The following is a 17,046-nucleotide window of genomic DNA, read 5'->3' as shown; positions in this document are numbered from 1 at the left end:
CGGGGCGCCGTTTTCGTCTCTTCAGCTGGCCTGGCGAACGCGCGTTCTCAGCCCTCTTCCTCGTCATCGGCGATGTCACGGCCGAATCCGCGCCATTGGGCCAGCGTCATCACCTCGGTACTCTCGGTCTGCAGATCGTGGACGATCAACAGCTCCCCACGCTCCAGCTGGCGTTTGAGATCGCGCACCCAATCGTGCATGTCCGTCGCCACATCGGTGGTGTCGTAGCCTTGCCGGGTGACGAACGTCTCGAGCAGCGCGTCCAGCGTTTCCGCGGGCAACATGCGGGGCGGAATTTCGATAAAACGTCCGCTCATGCTCCTGTCTCCCATTCGTTAAGGCGCTCGACGAACGTCGCTTCGTCGATCACTTCGACTCCCAGCTCCTCGGCCTTGGCCAGCTTGCTGCCGGCGCCAGGCCCGGCGACGACGGTGGCGGTCTTCTTGGAGACGCTGCCGGCGACCTTGGCGCCCAATGCCTGCAGACGCTCCTTGCCCTCGTCGCGGGTCATGCCTTCCAGGCTGCCGGTCAATACCCAGGTCTGCCCGTCCAGCGGCTGGGGGCGCTCGGCAATTTCGACCTCTTCCCAGGTGACGCCCACCGCCAGCAGATCGTCCAGCGTCTCCTGGTTGTGCACCTGTTGAAAGAACGTATGAATATGGTGGGCGACCACGGGGCCGACATCGTCCACCGCCGTCAACGCCTCCAATGGCGCATCACGCAGCGCCTGCAACGCGCCGAAGTGGCGCGCCAGACTGGCCGCGGTCGCTTCGCCCACTTCACGGATCCCGATCGCATAGATGAAGCGCGCCAGCGTGGTTCGCTTGGCCGCCTCGAGCGACTGGACGAGATTGTTGGCGGATTTCTCCGCCAGTCGCGGCAGTTCGGCGAGCCGCTCGGCTCTCAGCCGAAACAGGTCCGCCGGGCTCTTGACCCATTCCCGTTCGACCAGCAGGTCGATCAGCTTCTCGCCAAGGCCGTCGATATCCAGGGCACGGCGGCTGGCGAAATGTTTCAACGCCTCCTTGCGCTGTGCCGGGCAGTAAAGGCCACCGGAACAGCGCGCGGCGACCTCGCCTTCGAGCCGCTCGATCTGCGAACCGCAGACCGGGCATTCGGTGGGCATTTCAATGGCGCGAGTCTCTTTCGGGCGCTGCGACTCGACCACGCCCACGATCTGGGGAATGACGTCACCGGCGCGCCGCACGATCACGGTATCGCCGATACGTACCCCGAGCCGCTCGACCTCGTCCATGTTGTGCAGCGTGGCATTGGACACCGTCACCCCGGCCACCTGCACCGGTTCCAGCTTGGCCACCGGCGTCAGGGTGCCGACGCGGCCGACCTGAAACGTCACGTCGTTGAGCGTCGTGGTCTGCTCCTGGGCCGGATATTTATAGGCGATGGCCCAACGCGGCGCGCGGGAGACGAAGCCCAGCTCACGCTGGTCGCGCAGACTGTCGACCTTGAGTACCGCCCCGTCGATATCGTAATCGAGCCCTTCGCGGCGCTCGCCCAACGTATGGCAGAACTCGACCACGCCGCTGGCCCCTTCAACCACGTCGAGCAGCGGGCTGGTGCGAAAACCCAGCTCGCGCAGCCGCTTCAGATAATCCGAATGCGACTGCGCATCATCGTCGCCCTCGAGCCGGGCGACCTGATAGGCGCAGAATTCCAGTGGCCGCTTGGCGGCGATCGACGAATCCAGCTGGCGCAAACTACCGGCAGCGGCATTGCGTGGATTGGCGAAAACCTTGTCGCCATTCTCGCGGGCGCGCTCGTTCATCGCCTCGAAACCCGAGTGGCGCATGTAGACTTCGCCGCGCACCTCGATCAGCGACGGTACCGACTTGCCGCGAAGCTTGAGCGGGATGGAGTGGAGCGTGCGCAGATTCATCGTGACGTCTTCGCCGGTACGACCATCGCCGCGGGTCGCCCCTTGCATCAACTGCCCGTTTTCGTAAACCAGCGATACCGCCAGCCCGTCGAGCTTGGGTTCGCAGCAGAACTTGAGCGTCTCACCGTCACTTTCGAGTTTGTCGGCGACCCGTTTGACGAACGCCGCGAGTTCCTCCTCGCTGAAGGCGTTGTCGAGCGACAGCATGGGCACGGCATGCGTTACTTCGTGGAAGCGATCCGCCGGGCGCGCGCCGACACGCTGGGTCGGCGAATCCGGCGTTATCAGCTCGGGATGCTCGGTCTCGAGCGATTGCAGCTCGCGCAGCAGATTGTCGTACTCGACATCCAGGATCTGCGGCTGATCCTCGACATAATAGTGGTAGTTGGCATCGTCCAACTGCTGGCGCAGGGCATCGGCCCTCTTGCGGACCGCTTGGGGGATCTGGCTCATGACGCTCGGTTCGATCGCTGCACAAAGTGTGCCCGCATTGTAGCGGAAGCCGGTCTCGGCTGCGCTAATGCAGAAGAATGCTGCGGATGAAAACGACGACAGGGCCCGTAGGCCCCGTCGTTCGCTGTCGCTATGCTCGGATCTGCTGCTCGGTCGGATCAGTTGGCCTGATAACGACGCAGCCGATGGCGACGCTCGAACTCCTGCACACGCTGACGTGCGAACTCGATGGTCTGGGCGGTCATCACGCTGTGATTCTCGTCCTTGAGCTCGCCGCCGAGATTGCGCACCAGCACCATCGCGGTTTCCAGCATTGCCTCGAAGGCGACTGACGTATCGTTGGCACCGGGGAGCGGCATCAGGAAGGTGACGCCCGGCGTCACGATTTCCTGCATGTTATCGAGATCGAATACACCAGGCTTGAGCACATTGACCATCGAGAACTGCAGCTCGCTGTCATCGGATTCGGTCTCGTAGCGATGGAAAATACCCATCTCGCTGAACCGCAATCCACACGCCAGCATCAGATTGAGCAGGTCGGCACCGTCGAAGCCGTCCTCGGTCCGCGCCAGCACGCTGATGACAATGATTTCCTCGGCATGAGCCAGCGTCTCACGGGCACGCGCGGCGCTGACATGATGCCGCTTGGCCCGCTCGACCGCCGGATGCTGGGTCACCACATCGTTACGCGAGGCCTCGCCGATATCCTCCGCCGACGCGGCGACCGGGGTCGGCTCGTCAACGGCAACGGCAGGCTCGCGATGCGAGTGCGTCGCCAGATCCGTTGACAGAGGGGGCTCGGGCTCTGCCACCGGCTCGCGCTGCTCCGATGTCCACTCGCCATCCCGCGGCACCAGCGTGGTGATCTGCAGACGATTCGGCGCGTCGGCGGCCTCGGCGTCTTGCGGTGTCAGACGCGGTTCCTGATGCGCCCGGTCATGATGCTCATCATGAAGACGGGATTCTTCAACGTCGCGTCTGGCGTCGTCGCGCTTGTGGCTAAGCCGCTGAGCCGACTCACTGACTCGCTTGGCACCGGCCCGAACGGCATTCCTGACCCGCTGCTGCATATCGGTCTTGTGCTGCATGTCAGCGAACGAGGACCGATTGCCGCGATCGAGAATGCTGCGTTGCAACTCCTCGGGCGGAATGCGCTCCTGTCGTTTGGGCTCGGAAGGCCTGACCGGCTCCGCCTCCTGGCGCTCGAACGTCGCCGGACGTAAGACACGTGCCCCTCCATTGGGCAATTCCCAGTTGACCTCGGCCTCACGGGCCGCCTGTTCCGGATCCACTTCGGACCCGTCGTCGGTTTCGCGCTCTCCGATCGCCTGATCCAGGCGCGGAACCCGACGTTGGCGCTGGAGGCGACGGAAGCCATCGATCACGATGGTCGCCACCAAAACCAGCCCCAGGATGATCAGCCACTCTCTTAGTTCCATGGGTCGTCTTGCCTGTTCGCGGTGCCACTATGCTGGAAGAGGACAACATGCTTGTCGCATGTTGGCACTAGCATAGCGTGATTTGTCAAAAATGGGCTACTTTTTTTCTTTGTCAAGTGAAGTTTCGCCCATCAGCAATCACCCTTCAATTCCATCCCATCTTTCCTATCCTATTACGTCGTTAGCCGGTTTGGCTATTTTCCACGACATCATGACGCCTCCACCATCGATGCCGCCTCATCGACACCCACTGATACCAGACGCGAGACGCCCGGCTCCTGCATGGTCACGCCCATCAATCGCTCGGCAGCTTCCATTGCAATTTTATTATGCGTGATGAAGATGAACTGCACGCTGTCGGACATTTCCTTGACCAATTTCGCGTAGCGCCCCACGTTCGCATCATCGAGTGGCGCATCGACTTCGTCGAGCATGCAAAAAGGGGCCGGATTGAGCTGGAAGATGGCAAACACCAACGACAGTGCCGTCAGCGCTTTTTCGCCCCCGGAAAGCAAATGAATGGTGCTGTTTTTCTTGCCCGGGGGACGTGCCATGATTGCCACGCCCGTCTCCAGCAAATCTTCCCCCGTGAGCGTCAACCATGCGGCCCCGCCGCCGAAGACTCGGGGAAAAAGTGCCATCAGACCCTGGTTCACTTGCTCGAAAGTCTGCTTGAAACGGGCCCGCGTCTCCTGATCGATCCGCTTGATCGCCCGCTCCAGTGTATCGATCGCCTCGCTCAGTTCGGCATGCTGGGCTTCGAGGTAGTCGCGCCGTTCGGCCTGCTGCTCGTACTCTTCGATCGCCGCGAGGTTGATGGCACCGAGCCGTCGGATGCGCTCACCGGCCGCTTCCAGGCGAGTCTGCCAGGCGGACTCCGTGGCATCGGGATCGAGATTTTCCTCCAGGGCGGGGGCATCCTGCTGCTGTTCCGCCAACGTTTCACGCTGGGCGTCCGCCTTGAGGGTCAGCGCCTGCACCTGCATTCGCGCCTCCTGTAGGCGCTGGCGCCACTCCTCCAGTTGACGCTCGTGCTGCTGGCGGTCGGTCTCCGTCTGACGCAGTGTCTCGCCGATCTGGTTGGCGCGATCCCGGCAGCGGTCGAGCGCGGCCTCCTGCTGCGATCGCATCTCGAGCAACTGCTCCAGACGTTCGCGCTGGTCACCATCGGGTTCGCGCAAGGTGCCCATCTGTTCCCGCATCAGTTCGACACGTTCGTCGAGTCGCGACAGCTGTTCCCGACTGCGCTCGGCCTGCTGTCGAAGCTCGCCCCCCTGTGCTTCAAGACGTTGGCGCTCGAGGGCCAGCTGCTGCTGCGCCTGGCGCGTCTGCTGCTGCTGCTGACGAAGCTCTCCCAGTCGGGTCTGGCTCTGCTCACGCGCCCTTTGCAGCGTGTCACGCTCGACGCTGTTGGCTTCGATCCGATCGAGCGCCTGCTGCCAGCGTTCGCGCGTACTTTCCAGCTCCAGGGTCTGTGTTGCGTGTCGATCCTGCCCCTGGGCTTGCTCGGCGTCGAACTCTCGAAGCCGCGAGCCAACGTGCTCGAGCCGGCTTGCCAGGGTCGCCAGCCGCGTCGATTGCGCCTGGCGCTGCTCGGCGAGTTCGCGCTCTTCCTGCTGCAGCGTTTCCAGCGCCGCGTCGCTGGCGTCGCCCTGAGACTGCCAATGGGCGATCTGCGCCTGATGCTCGGCGAGGGTATCGTCGAGCGAGGCCAGCTCCTCGACCAGTGCGTCACGGCGTTGGCGCTGAAGCAGGACGCTATCCGCGTTGGCATCGTCTCTGCCCAGCCGTCTGGCCCAGCCGCGGCCCAGCCACAGCCCCTCTTGGGTAATCACGCTATGGCCGACGGGAAGATCGGCCACCCTCTGCCAGGCTGTCGCCGAATCGTCGACGCAGTAGATCGTCGACAACAGCGTCGCCAGCGCGCCGGCACCGTTGACCCTGACGCCCAGGGAGTGCGCGGGCGCCGGATCCGGCGCGTGATCCGATACCACCGGTAGCTCGCCACTGGACAGCGACTCCAGAGGCGCACGAGCACTCTCCGGAGTCGCCAGCCGCGCCCGGAGCCACGGCGCCAGTACCCAGGCCACCGTGCGCTCCCAGCCGGCTTCCACTTCCAGCCGCTCGGCGACTCGCGGTGCGTCAGCCAGCGGATGATCGGCGAGGTGCTCGGCGAGACTGGCATCGTCGTCATTCAGTGCCGCCTTGATCAGCGCCTCGAGCGAGGCGATCTCCCCCTGGCAGCGATGCTGGCGCTCGCGTTCGCTATCCCGGGCGGCCTGTATCTCCGCCTGACGTTCCCGAGCCTGCTCCCGCGATTGCCGGCGCTCGTCGCGGCGAATTTCCAGTGTCTGGCGGCGTTCGTCCAGCACCGCCAGCGTCTCCTCGACCGTGTCCCGCTCCATTTCGAGATCGCCGATATCCGGCAGTTCCGCTCGCTGCTGCTGGCGCCGTTCGAGCTCGTGGGTCAGCTGCTCGAGCTGGCGTTCAAGGCGCTGGATCGATTCCTGCTCGCGCTCGGCCTGGTGACGGGCTTCTCGATCCCGCTCGCTGAAGGCCTCCCACTGCTGCTGACGTTCATGAGCCGAGGCCTCGGCATCCTCGAGCTGGGCCTCCAGGGTCAGTAGCGCCTCGTCTGCCATTTCGGCATCGGGCAGCAGCGTCTCGAGCCGGGTCTCGAGCTCCGCACGGCGCGTCTCGTCCTGTTCGACCAGCTGCCCCAGCGCATCGCGCTCCTGCCGGGCGCTGTCGAGATCGCCGGAGAGCTGGCGTTCACGCTGCCTGGCATGTTCGAGTGATTGCTCGAGCCGCGCGATGTCGGCGCCGGTCTGATAGAAAGCGGCCTGATGGGTGTCCAGCTCTGCAGCGACGACGTCGTGCGTCTCCCGGCCTTCCGCCAGCCGGGATTCGCACTGGCGCTGGCCCAGAATCTCACGCTCCACCTGGGTTTCGTAGTCGCGCACGCGCGTTTCTTCCTCGCGCTGCTGACTTCGTAAGGCGCGTTCGCGCAGCAGCGCCAGCTCACCACGCAGGCGATGCTCTTCCGCTTTCAAGGTGCGATAACGCCTTGCGGCTTCGGCCTGACGCTTGAGCCGTTCGAGCTGCTTGTCGAGCTCCTCGCGGATATCGTCGAGACGCTCCAGATTCTCCTGGGTACGCCGCAGACGGTTTTCGGTTTCCCGCCGACGCTCCTTATACTTGGAGATGCCCGCCGCCTCTTCCAGCGTGTTACGTAGATCCTCCGGACGCGCCTCGACCAGCCGGGAAATCATGCCCTGACCGATGATCGCGTAGGAGCGCGGCCCGAGGCCGGTGCCCAGAAAAATGTCGGCGATATCGCGACGGCGACATTTCTGGCCATTGAGGAAATAGCTGGACTGCGCCTCGCGAGTGACCAGGCGCTTGACCGCGATCTCGTTGTAGCCGGCGTAGGCGCCGCCGAGGTCCCCCTCGCGATTGTCGAAAACCAGTTCGATGGAGGCCTGCCCGATGGGTGATCGGCCGGTGGAGCCGTTGAAGATGACATCGGTCATCGACTCGCCGCGCAGCGTCTTGGCGGAGGACTCGCCCATGACCCAGCGCACCGCATCGATGATGTTGGATTTACCACAGCCGTTGGGTCCGACGATGGCGGTCATGTTGCCGTCGAACGGTACCGTGACCGGATCGACGAACGACTTGAAACCAGCCAGTTTGATGGACTTGAGGCGCATGCGGTCAGTGAAGCTCCTGGATCCGATAGGCGTCGGCGCCGCCAACGACGGCGGCCTCGACGCAGGATTCGGCAGAGCCTAAGGCACCACGTGGTCGATATCCAGTGCCAGGGTCGCGGAATAGCCAACCGCAATATCGGTGTGGAGCAAGGTATCGACTTGTCGCCGGCGCTTGCCTTGCTATGATGGCGCCACCACCTCGGGAGAAGACGATGACAAACGCCGCACCGAGCTATCTACAGCGCCAGCCGAATCTGCCGCTGATCGACGGCAACTGGGAACCCATCGACGCGACCGACATGGTCGAGATCCCGTTGCTTGGCCAGGTCGCAGCCGGCCTGCCGATGGAAGCCTGCCTCGACAATGCCACCGTTCACGTTCCGGCGAAGCTGGTCCGACGCAATACCTACGCCCTGCGCGTCCGTGGCGACTCGATGATCGACAGCAATATCTTCGACGGCGACGTGATCATCATCGAACGCTATGAATCGGCGGAAAACGGCGAGACCGCCGTGGTGCTGATCAACAACCACGAAGTGACGCTGAAGAAGCTGTTCATCGAGAAGTCCGGCGTTCGTCTGCAGCCTGCCAACGACACCATGCCGCCGATTTTTCTGAAAAATGAAGACGTTCAGGTGCTCGGTCTGGTCATGGGCGTGATGCGCAATCCGCCACAAGCCGCCTGATGCGCTACCCGATTCCCGATCTGGCGCCGCAGGCGCGACATACCAACAGTGTCGAGATCGAGAAGAGTCGGTTCCTCTGCTGGATCGCTCATGCGCCCGATAACGCGGCCTTCGAGGCGCTGCTGGCCGAGGCGCGCACGGTGCACCCCGATGCCAGCCATCACTGTTCCGCGTTCATCGCCGGTCCGCCCGGGGAGCAGGTCGCGATCGGTTTTTCGGATGACGGTGAGCCGGGCGGCACGGCGGGTCGACCGATGTTCCAGGCGCTGGAGGGCAGCGGCATGGGCCAGATCGGCGCTGTGGTAACGCGCTACTTCGGCGGCACCAAACTGGGCACCGGCGGGCTGGTGCGCGCCTATACCCAGGCGGTGCTCAAGGCGCTGGAGACGCTCCCCCGGCGCGAATTCACCGAACGGCGTGTCGTGGCGATCCAGGTCGATTTCAGCAACGAGGCCGAAGCCCGTCACTGGCTGGCGGAACGTGACATTCCCATCACCGATGCCGAGTACGATAGCCACGGTCCACGGCTGACACTGGCCTGGCCGGCAGACGACAGCGTTTCGCTGGCTCTGCTCGAACAGCGACTCAAGGGCGCGCTCGTCCGTCTCTGATCACGCCACCGGTATCGCTGGCTCCCTTCCCCCCCGGTTCCGCCTTCATCTTCTGCCTACCCGGCTTTCAAGACACGCCCCCTGCGCCACCTCGTAGGAGAGCCGAATGTGCTCTTCGAGCAGTGCCCGCGCGGCCGCGATGTCGCGCGCCAACGCCAGCTCGACCAGCCGGCCGTGCTGCTCGTTGAGGATCGTGCGTACTGCGTCGTTGGCGGGTGCCATGCGTCGATAGCGGTCGAACTGGTCATGCAGCTGTTCGATGAAGCGCAGCAACCACGCCGACTCACAGGGTTCGAGCAGATGACGATGGAACTGCAGATGCATCTGTTCCCAGTGATCGAGCTGCCCCGGCGCTTCATCGGCTCGCTTGAGCCGGTGGAAAGCCGCCAGCAGCCCCGCCTCCCACTCGGCGCCCCCGTTTTCTAGCGCCTGTTCCAACGCTTGGCCTTCGAAGCGGCTGCGCAGGTCGGCGATATCATCGAGTTCCGCTCGCTCCAGCGCGGGAACACGGAAACCACGCTGATTTTCCTGTTCCAGCAGGCCGTAGGCCGCCAGCCGATTGAGAGCCTCGCGCAGCGGGCTCAACCCAACCTGGTAGTGCTGCTTGAGCGTGGTGATGGCCAATTTCTGACCGGCGGTAAAACGACCGTTGATCAGGTCGCGCTTCAAGGCCACGTACAACTGGCTGGTGGCCGTATTCGCGGAGGAGACTTCGGCTCCCATAATGTCTGACCTTCTAATCCAGTGGCGGAGATTCGCAATAGCGGAGATTCGTGTGCCGACCCGACGTGGTTTGCCCAGCCAGCGCTTGACCTGCGCCCAAGATCGACGTAATAGTAAAAAATCGATTTTCCACAATATAAACGATTCACATAGATTTACTGTAAGACTTTCCTACGGCAAGACCGCCTCGACGCACGACCTACGGCATCCCACGAACCGGCCAAGAATAAATCGAGAACCGCTCATGACCCTCGCTTTCGATCACAACAATCCTTTTCCCTCTCGCCGTAGCGCTACCTATGCCAGTCGCGGCATGGTCGCCGCCTCGCAGCCGCAGGCCAGCCAGGCCGGTCGCGACGTGCTGGCGCAAGGTGGCAACGCCATCGATGCCGCGATCGCGACGGCGGCCGTCCTCACCGTGGTCGAACCCAGCGGCAACGGCATCGGTGGCGATGCCTTCGCCCTGGTATGGCTGGCCGAGGGCAACGACGGCGGCGGCAAACTTCACGGTCTCAATGCCAGTGGCCACGCGCCGAAGCGGCTGACACCGGAAGCGGTCAAGGCCGCGGGCCATGACGAGATGCCTCTGCACGGCTGGACACCGGTCACCGTGCCCGGCATTCCGGCCGCCTGGGCCGAACTTTCGAAACAGTACGGCAAGCTCGATTTCGCCACTCTGCTGGCGCCGGCGATCCGTATCGCCCGGGAAGGATTTCCGGTTTCCCCGGTGATCAGTCAGCTGTGGCAGCGTGCGGAGATCGAATTCCGCGCCAAGGCCGACGACCCGGCCGTCGCGCCTTGGCTCGACGCCTTTGCGCCCAACGGGCATGCGCCCCATCCCGGCGAACTTCATCGCAACGAGGCTCAGGCGCGTACCCTCGAAGCACTGGCCGAAAGCCGCTGCGACAGCTTCTACCGCGGCGAGCTGGCGAATAAGATCGATGCCTTCTCGCAGGCGACGGGCGGCTACCTGCGTGCCGACGACCTGGCGGACTATCGGCCCGAATGGGTCGAGCCGATCTCGGTCAACTATCGCGGCTATGACGTATGGGAAATCCCGCCCAACGGTCAGGGCATGGTCGCGCTGATGGCGCTACGCATGATGGAAGGGTTCGACGTCACTGTACGCGACGACCCGCAACTGCTGCATCGCCAGCTGGAAGCGATGAAGCTGGCCTATACCGATGGCCACCATCACATCACTCAGGCGGAGCACATGCGCACCAGCGTCGCCTCGCTGTTGAGCGACGAGTATGCAGCGACCCGCCGCCGCCTGATCGGCGAGCGCGCCATCGACCCCGAGCCCGGTCAGCCGCAGGCGGGTGGTACGGTTTACCTCGCCACCGCTGACAGCGACGGCAACATGGTCTCCTACATCCAGAGCAACTATCACGGCTTCGGTTCCGGCGTGGTGGTGCCGGATACCGGCATCTCGCTGCAGAATCGCGGTCACGGCTTCAGTCTCGATGCGGACCACGTCAACGTGCTGGCCCCCGACAAGCGCACCTTCCACACCATCATTCCCGGTTTCCTGACCCGTGGCGACAAGGCCATCGGCCCGTTCGGCGTGATGGGCGGTTTCATGCAACCCCAGGGCCACATGCAGGTGGCGATGAACCTGATCGACTTCGGCCTCAACCCGCAGGCGGCGCTCGACGCCCCGCGCTGGCAATGGATGGGTGGACGCAAGATCGGCATCGAGCCGGGCTATCCGATGCACGTGATTCGCGACATGGCGGAGCGCGGCCATCAGATCGTCATGGCCGTGGACAGTACCGCCTACGGTCGTGGCCAGATCATTCTTCGCGATCCGCAAAGCGGCGCGTATTGCGGTGGCACCGAGCCGCGCACCGACTCCAGCATCGCGGTGCTCTGACCCATGGCTTCGTCCTCACTGGCCGTTCAGGGCCAATTGTTCATGGCGTTTTTGCGCATCGGCCTGCTCGGATTCGGCGGCGGCCCGTCGATGATCCCCCTGGTGCGCGCCGAGGCGGTCACCCGCTATCAGTGGATGAACGATGACGATTTCGGCGACATCCTTGCCATCGGCAATACCCTGCCCGGCCCTATCGCGACCAAGATGGCCGGCACCATCGGCTACCGGGTCGGCGGCGTAGCGGGCTGCATTAATGCGGTGCTGGCGGTCATCGTGCCGTGCATCGTAGCGATGGTAGTGCTGTTGGGATTGTTCACCCGCTACCGCGATCAACGCTGGATTCAGGGCATGAGCGAAGGTGTCGTGCCGGTGGTGATGGTGATGATGGCGCAGCTCACCTGGGACTTCTTCCAGAAATCCCGCGCCGCGCTGGGCTGGATCGCGACTCTGATCATGGGCGCGGTCGCCGGCGGCCTGATTTACGGGCTGGGCATCCATCCGGGCCTGGTGATCGCGGCAATCCTGGTCGCCGCACTGCTGCGCCCCGAGCGGCGCAAACGCAGCGGGGAGGTCAAGTCATGATCTACTGGGATCTGTTCCTGGCGTTCTTCGTCCCCAACATCATCGGTTACGGCGGCGGACCGGCCATCATTCCGCTGGTCGAGAACGAGGTGGTCGGCCGCTACGGCTGGATGACCTCCCAGCAGTTCGCCGAGACCCTGGCGCTGGGCAACACCCTGCCCAGCCCCATCGCCACCAAGATGGCCGGCTACATCGGCTACGACGTCGCCGGCATCGGCGGCGGTCTGGTGGCGACGTTTGCCACCGTCGCTCCCTCGCTGATTCTGATGCTGGTCGCGCTGGGGGCGCTGTACCGCTACCGGGACTCGATCAAGGTCAAGTCGATGAGCCAGTGGGTCAGACCGGTGATCATGGTGCTGATGGGCTATCTCACCTGGTCGTTTTTCAGCGAAGGCGTCAGTGGTGCCGGCTGGATCCATACCCTGATCATCGGCGCGATAGCCTGCGTGATGCTATGGCGACTCAAGCTCCACCCGGTGTGGGCCGTCCTTCTAGGGCTGGTCTATGGCGGATTTCTGCTCGGATAAGCGGTGGGGAGACCGCCCGAGCCGAAGAAAGCAGCACCTCGAAAAAGCAGCAACCCGAAAAAAGATAACGATTCGAAGCAAGACGACACGACGTCAAACCAACAAATCAATAAGGACAACTCATGTTCTACGACGTACTCCGCCATGCCGCCCACGGAAAACTGGGCCGAATGCTCGCCTCCAGCGGCGCGATCGCCTCCTTGACCCTGGGGCTGGGAGCTGCCGGCCTGGCGCTCAGCCAGAGCGCGCAAGCCGACGACTATCCCGATCACGCCATCGAGTTCATCGTGCCGTGGTCGCCGGGCGGCGGCAGCGACGCGCTGATGCGTATCATCTCCAACTCGGCCGAGAAACACATTGGCCAGCCGATGCCGGTAATGAACATGCCCGGCGTCAGCGGGACTATCGGCCTCAAGGAGCTCGCCCAGAAGGATCCCGACGGCTACACCGTGGGCCAGATTCATGAAGGCCTGATGGCTTCCAATGCCACCGGCCTGACCCAGCTAAACTGGGACGACTTCCAGCCGATCGCCTCGTTGGCCTCCTCCCCGCAGTTCCTGGTGGTCAACGCCGACAGCGACTGGAAAACCTTCGAGGATTTTGCCGAATACGCCAAGGCGCATCCGGGCGAGATTCGTGTCGGTGCCACGCTCGGCGGCATTCCCCATGTCCACGCGGCAATGATCGAGGACGCCATCGGAGCCCAGTTCCGGTATGTCGGCTACGAAGGGACCGGCGCTCGCATCCGCGGCCTGGTCGGCGGCCACATCGATGCCTCCATCGGCGATATCTCGTCGAGCCTGGAGTTCGTCAAGAACGGGGATCTGCGCTTCCTCGCCGTGGGCAGCAAGGAGCGCCTCGAGCAGACGCCCGACGTGCCGACCTTCAAGGAACTCGGCTACGACAGTCTCAACCTGAGCATCAACCGCGGCATCGTCGCCCCCAAGGGGATCGATCCCGCCAAGGTCGAGACGCTGGCCAAGGGTTTCGAAGCCATGTCCAAAGATCCCGAGTTCATCAAACGAGTCAACAACGCCGGTGCCGAGGTCGACTTCATGGGCCCCCAGACCTATGCCGACTATCTCGCTGACATCGATGCCACGATCAAGCGCCTCTCCGGCAAGTTGGCGCGATGAACGACGCTACCCAGACGGTCTCCCGCCCCGAGCGGGAGACCAGCAGCGAGCGCGGCAAGGCGCTCGCCAACGTCATTTTCAATGCCGGGCTGGCCGCGCTGTTCGTCGGCCTGTTCATTCAGGCCGGCGATTTGCCGTCGTCGATGTGGGAACCGCTGGGTGCCGGATCGTTTCCGAGGCTGATCCTGGGCGCGCTGGTGATCTTCAATCTGGCGATCATGGTGCAGTCGATGGCGGCGTTACGTGGCACCGACCGCGCCGCCAGTGTCGGTGCGCGACGGTGGTTCCTCCAGCGTCGTCTGGCTTTCGCCACGCTGGCGGCCTTCGCCATCTATGCGCTGAGCATGCCGTGGATCGGGTTTGCCATGGCGTCGCTGCTGTTCCTGCTCGCCGTCCAGTTCATTCTGGGCGCCCGACGCGGCCGTCGGCTGCTGATTGCCGCGATCATCGCCGCCATCTTCGGCCTCGGTCTCTACGCTCTGTTCAGCCATGTGTTTCTGATTTCGCTGCCCTCGGGGCGCCTTTGGTAGCCCGACGCTAAAAGCGCGAGATCGATAGCCCCGCTCAAACAAGATCAACGGGACGAGAGAATTCCCCATGCCGATGACCGATGCGCTGCTCAGCAGCGTCGAACAACTGTTTTCGCTGGCGACGCTCGTCAGCATGATGATTGGGGTCGTGGCAGGCGTCGTGGCTGCCGCCATCCCCGGCTTCACGATCACCATGGCGATCGTGCTGACGCTGCCGGTGACCTTTACCATGCCGCCACTGCAAGGCGTGGCGACGATGCTCGCCGTCTATGTCGGCGGCGGCTCCGGCGGGCTGATCAGCGCCGCCCTGCTCGGCATTCCCGGTACCCCTTCCGCGGTGGCGACCACCTTCGACGCCTATCCCATGGCGCGCAAGGGTGAACCGGGACGGGCGCTGGCGCTGGGTATCTGGGCTTCGTTCTTCGGCGCCCTGGTCAGCGCGGTGGTGCTGATCGTCGCCGCGCCGCCGCTGGCGATGATCGCGGTCAAGCTCGGCCCCTGGGAGTATTTTTCGCTGATCCTGTTCGCCGTCACCGTGGTGGCAAGCCTGGTCGGCAAGTCGATCCTCAAGGGCTTAATGATGAGCCTGCTGGGGCTTTTCATTGCAACGGTAGGTCAGGACCCGATGATGGGCGTACCCCGCTTCACCTTCGGTGTCGACGTGCTGGCAGCCGGCATCCCGTTTCTGGTGGTATTGATCGGCATCTTTGCGGTCAGCCAGCTGGCCAGCGAGGTCGAGAATCCGACGGAGCTCCAGCAGGGGAAACCGCTGGTGAGCGGCGAGATACAGTTCCGTCCGTTCGCGGTGATGCGTGAAGTGCTGAGCCGCCCAGGCAATCTGCTGCGTTCGTCGATGATCGGCGTGGTCATCGGTGCCGTGCCCGGCGCCGGTGGCAGCATCGCCAACCTGATCGCTTACGACCAGGCCAAACGCGCCTCGAAGACCCCGGAACGCTTCGGGACCGGTATTGCCGACGGCGTGGTCGCATCGGAATCGGGCAATTCGGCGACCGCCGGCGGCGGGCTGATCCCGATGATCGCGCTCGGCATTCCCGGAAGTGCGGTCGACGCGGTGCTGATGGCGGCGTTGATGGTCCAGGGCATCAGCGTCGGGCCGCGCCTGATCATGGACAACGCCGACCTGGCTTACGGCATGTTTCTGGCGATGTTCCTGGCCGCGGTCATGGTGCTGGCCTTCTGCCTGGTCAGCATGCGCTGGTTTCTGCGGATTACCGAGATTCCCAAATCGATCATCGTACCGGTGGTCCTGGTCTGCTGTGCGGTCGGCGCACTGGCGCTCAACAACCGGGTCACCGATCTCTATCTGCTGATCGGCGTCGGCCTGGTGGGCTATCTGCTGGCCAAGCTCGACTACCCGCTGGCGCCGCTGGTACTCGGCGTGATTCTGGGGCCCATCGCCGAGACCAATCTGCGCCGGGCGTTGATGGCCGACGAAGACTGGACGCTTTTTCTGACGCGGCCGATCTCGGCCGGGCTGCTGATCCTGGCCGTGCTGTCGGTCGCGTTCACCGTTCGACGCATTCTCCGCCAACGAGCTGCCGCGCAAGCCTGATTCTAGCGAGCGGTCGACCCACGCGGGCGCCGCTCATCTTTTCATTCGCCCCCGACGAGAGGTGTGCTAGCGTGGCCGCCGATCATCCGGAGGTCGTATGGCACAGCCCTTTTCCAATCCCGATACGTGCAATCTCGATACGTGCACTCCCGATACGTGCAACCCTGTCGCGTCCTTCTCTCGAACGACTTCGGTGGTACCGGGCCGACTCGGTCTGACGCCGATGGAAGGCGTCATCGATGCCGATACTCGAGCGCTGCTGAGCGAGGATGGCGCGCTGGACTGGTGTGTCACCGAGTTCGTGCGGGTCGTCGATGCGAAATTGCCCCCGAGAGTGTTCCTGCGCCACTGTCCGGAGTTGGCGACGGCAGGCAGCTCGGGGCCGGTCACGCCGTCGTCCACGCCCGTCACGTTGCAGCTGCTTGGCTCCGACCCAGAGGCACTGGCGGCCAACGCCGAGCAGGCGATCGCCCTGGGCGCGACGCGCCTCGATCTCAACTTCGGCTGCCCGGCCAAGACCGTCAATCGCCACGACGGCGGTGCCTCGCTACTGCGAACGCCGGCACGCGTGCACGCCGTTGTCGCGGCCGTCGCCGAGGTGGGTCAGCGTTTCGGCGTCACGGTCAACGCCAAGCTGCGGCTGGGCTTCGATGACAAGCGGCTGGCACTGGCCTGTGCGCAGGCCGCCGAAGCTGGCGGCGCCGACGAGCTGGTCGTTCACGCCCGAACGCGGCGCGAAGGCTACCGCCCTCCCGCCCACTGGGAATGGATTGCTCATATTCGCACCGCCGTGAGCGTACCGGTGGTCGCCAATGGGGATATCTGGTCGCTGGAGGATTACTGGAAGGCGCGCAGTCTCTCGGGCTGCCGCGACGTCATGCTCGGCCGCGGCATGCTGGCCGATCCTTGGCTGGCAAGGCGCATTCGTCATTGGCAGGTGTCGGGCGGCGAGCGCCTGTTGGCCACACCGTGGTCGGCACGCAGCGACATGCTGTGCCGTTACGCCGACGCCAAGCGCCGTGCGGGCATGGCGGAGAAAGTGATCGTATCGCTGCTGAAGCAGTGGCTGAACCACATGCGAGGACGCGATGCAGAGGCGGCTACGCGCTTCATGGCGCTGCGCCGGGAAACCGCCCTGACGCCCTTCCTGGCGGGCTTACACGCTTCCGAGCCGGGCGTCTCGCCTCGCGACGTCTCGACAGCCGTCTAGGCGGTCGTCACTTTCTCATCGGTGAGGGCCAGACAAACAAAAGCCAGACAAACAAAAACCCCCGCATCAGAGATGCGGGGGTTTTTGACT

14 protein-coding genes are annotated in these 17,046 nt (G+C 64.0%); 9 read left to right on the top strand and 5 right to left on the bottom strand.

Translation table 11 applies throughout. The features are described from left to right. Positions 1-47 precede the first annotated feature (47 nt). The 4 genes from BTW08_RS10265 to smc form a co-directional block, all read right to left on the bottom strand. Complete coding sequence (locus BTW08_RS10265; RefSeq protein ID WP_075562440.1) at positions 48-317, bottom strand: YheU family protein; 270 nt, start codon at positions 315-317, stop codon at positions 48-50. Further along, complete coding sequence (ligA, locus tag BTW08_RS10260) at positions 314-2,350, bottom strand: NAD-dependent DNA ligase LigA (RefSeq protein WP_075562439.1); 2,037 nt, start codon at positions 2,348-2,350, stop codon at positions 314-316. The genes BTW08_RS10265 and ligA overlap by 4 nt, the downstream gene beginning before the upstream one ends. Positions 2,351-2,508: 158 nt before the next feature. Continuing rightward, positions 2,509-3,789: a cell division protein ZipA gene (gene zipA / locus BTW08_RS10255; protein ID WP_075562438.1), complete on the bottom strand. Its 1,281-nt coding sequence runs from the start codon at positions 3,787-3,789 to the stop codon at positions 2,509-2,511. 209 nt (positions 3,790-3,998) lie between these two features. Beyond that, a complete protein-coding gene (smc, locus tag BTW08_RS10250) occupies positions 3,999-7,502 on the bottom strand; it encodes a chromosome segregation protein SMC (RefSeq protein WP_075562437.1) in 3,504 nt (1,167 codons plus the stop codon). A 212-nt stretch (positions 7,503-7,714) separates the two neighbouring features. Here smc and BTW08_RS10245 point away from each other — a divergent pair, with 212 nt between their 5' ends. Continuing rightward, the gene (locus BTW08_RS10245) at positions 7,715-8,188 is read left to right on the top strand and encodes a LexA family transcriptional regulator (RefSeq protein WP_075562436.1); all 474 of its coding nucleotides are present in this window, start codon (positions 7,715-7,717) and stop codon (positions 8,186-8,188) included. Beyond that, positions 8,188-8,799: a YigZ family protein gene (locus BTW08_RS10240; protein ID WP_075562435.1), complete on the top strand. Its 612-nt coding sequence runs from the start codon at positions 8,188-8,190 to the stop codon at positions 8,797-8,799. Before BTW08_RS10245 ends, BTW08_RS10240 begins: the two co-directional genes overlap by 1 nt. 45 nt (positions 8,800-8,844) lie before the next feature. Here BTW08_RS10240 and BTW08_RS10235 read toward each other — a convergent pair whose 3' ends face one another. Then, positions 8,845-9,522 (bottom strand): FCD domain-containing protein, encoded by a 678-nt coding sequence (locus BTW08_RS10235; RefSeq protein ID WP_075562434.1) that lies wholly within the window; start codon positions 9,520-9,522, stop codon positions 8,845-8,847. Positions 9,523-9,766: 244 nt separating this feature from the next. Between BTW08_RS10235 and BTW08_RS10230 the strand changes: the two genes are divergently transcribed. From BTW08_RS10230 to BTW08_RS10200, 7 genes are all read left to right on the top strand, one after another. Then, positions 9,767-11,398, top strand: a complete 1,632-nt coding sequence (locus BTW08_RS10230; RefSeq protein ID WP_075562433.1) for a gamma-glutamyltransferase family protein — start codon at positions 9,767-9,769, stop codon at positions 11,396-11,398. A 3-nt stretch (positions 11,399-11,401) separates the two neighbouring features. Then, positions 11,402-11,980: a chromate transporter gene (locus BTW08_RS10225; RefSeq protein ID WP_075562432.1), complete on the top strand. Its 579-nt coding sequence runs from the start codon at positions 11,402-11,404 to the stop codon at positions 11,978-11,980. Then, positions 11,977-12,507, top strand: a complete 531-nt coding sequence (locus tag BTW08_RS10220; protein WP_075562431.1) for a chromate transporter — start codon at positions 11,977-11,979, stop codon at positions 12,505-12,507. The genes BTW08_RS10225 and BTW08_RS10220 overlap by 4 nt, the downstream gene beginning before the upstream one ends. Positions 12,508-12,629: 122 nt before the next feature. Further along, a complete protein-coding gene (locus tag BTW08_RS10215; protein WP_210403234.1) occupies positions 12,630-13,643 on the top strand; it encodes a tripartite tricarboxylate transporter substrate binding protein in 1,014 nt (337 codons plus the stop codon). Then, a complete protein-coding gene (locus tag BTW08_RS10210) occupies positions 13,640-14,173 on the top strand; it encodes a tripartite tricarboxylate transporter TctB family protein (RefSeq protein WP_075562430.1) in 534 nt (177 codons plus the stop codon). The genes BTW08_RS10215 and BTW08_RS10210 overlap by 4 nt, the downstream gene beginning before the upstream one ends. Positions 14,174-14,240: 67 nt before the next feature. After that, a complete protein-coding gene (locus BTW08_RS10205; RefSeq protein WP_246837697.1) occupies positions 14,241-15,746 on the top strand; it encodes a tripartite tricarboxylate transporter permease in 1,506 nt (501 codons plus the stop codon). A 223-nt stretch (positions 15,747-15,969) separates the two neighbouring features. Further along, positions 15,970-16,956 (top strand): tRNA-dihydrouridine synthase family protein, encoded by a 987-nt coding sequence (locus BTW08_RS10200; RefSeq protein ID WP_075562513.1) that lies wholly within the window; start codon positions 15,970-15,972, stop codon positions 16,954-16,956. Positions 16,957-17,046: the final 90 nt, after the last annotated feature.

This window comes from Salinicola sp. MH3R3-1, assembly GCF_001937155.1.
Lineage (GTDB): Bacteria > Pseudomonadota > Gammaproteobacteria > Pseudomonadales > Halomonadaceae > Salinicola > Salinicola halophyticus.
This window is presented reverse-complemented; position numbering and strand designations above follow the sequence as displayed.

Excerpts from the sequence above, each read along its gene's own strand:
- ligA (WP_075562439.1), bottom strand. The coding sequence starts at position 2,350 with ATGAGCCAGATCCCCCAAGCGGTCCGCAAGAGGGCCGATGCCCTGCGC.
- BTW08_RS10230 (WP_075562433.1), top strand. The coding sequence starts at position 9,767 with ATGACCCTCGCTTTCGATCACAACAATCCTTTTCCCTCTCGCCGTAGC.
- BTW08_RS10245 (WP_075562436.1), top strand. The coding sequence starts at position 7,715 with ATGACAAACGCCGCACCGAGCTATCTACAGCGCCAGCCGAATCTGCCG.
- BTW08_RS10265 (WP_075562440.1), bottom strand. The coding sequence starts at position 317 with ATGAGCGGACGTTTTATCGAAATTCCGCCCCGCATGTTGCCCGCGGAA.
- BTW08_RS10235 (WP_075562434.1), bottom strand. The coding sequence starts at position 9,522 with ATGGGAGCCGAAGTCTCCTCCGCGAATACGGCCACCAGCCAGTTGTAC.
- BTW08_RS10240 (WP_075562435.1), top strand. The coding sequence starts at position 8,188 with ATGCGCTACCCGATTCCCGATCTGGCGCCGCAGGCGCGACATACCAAC.
- BTW08_RS10220 (WP_075562431.1), top strand. The coding sequence starts at position 11,977 with ATGATCTACTGGGATCTGTTCCTGGCGTTCTTCGTCCCCAACATCATC.
- BTW08_RS10205 (WP_246837697.1), top strand. The coding sequence starts at position 14,241 with ATGCCGATGACCGATGCGCTGCTCAGCAGCGTCGAACAACTGTTTTCG.
- zipA (WP_075562438.1), bottom strand. The coding sequence starts at position 3,789 with ATGGAACTAAGAGAGTGGCTGATCATCCTGGGGCTGGTTTTGGTGGCG.
- BTW08_RS10215 (WP_210403234.1), top strand. The coding sequence starts at position 12,630 with ATGTTCTACGACGTACTCCGCCATGCCGCCCACGGAAAACTGGGCCGA.
- BTW08_RS10200 (WP_075562513.1), top strand. The coding sequence starts at position 15,970 with ATGGAAGGCGTCATCGATGCCGATACTCGAGCGCTGCTGAGCGAGGAT.
- BTW08_RS10225 (WP_075562432.1), top strand. The coding sequence starts at position 11,402 with ATGGCTTCGTCCTCACTGGCCGTTCAGGGCCAATTGTTCATGGCGTTT.
- smc (WP_075562437.1), bottom strand. The coding sequence starts at position 7,502 with ATGCGCCTCAAGTCCATCAAACTGGCTGGTTTCAAGTCGTTCGTCGAT.
- BTW08_RS10210 (WP_075562430.1), top strand. The coding sequence starts at position 13,640 with ATGAACGACGCTACCCAGACGGTCTCCCGCCCCGAGCGGGAGACCAGC.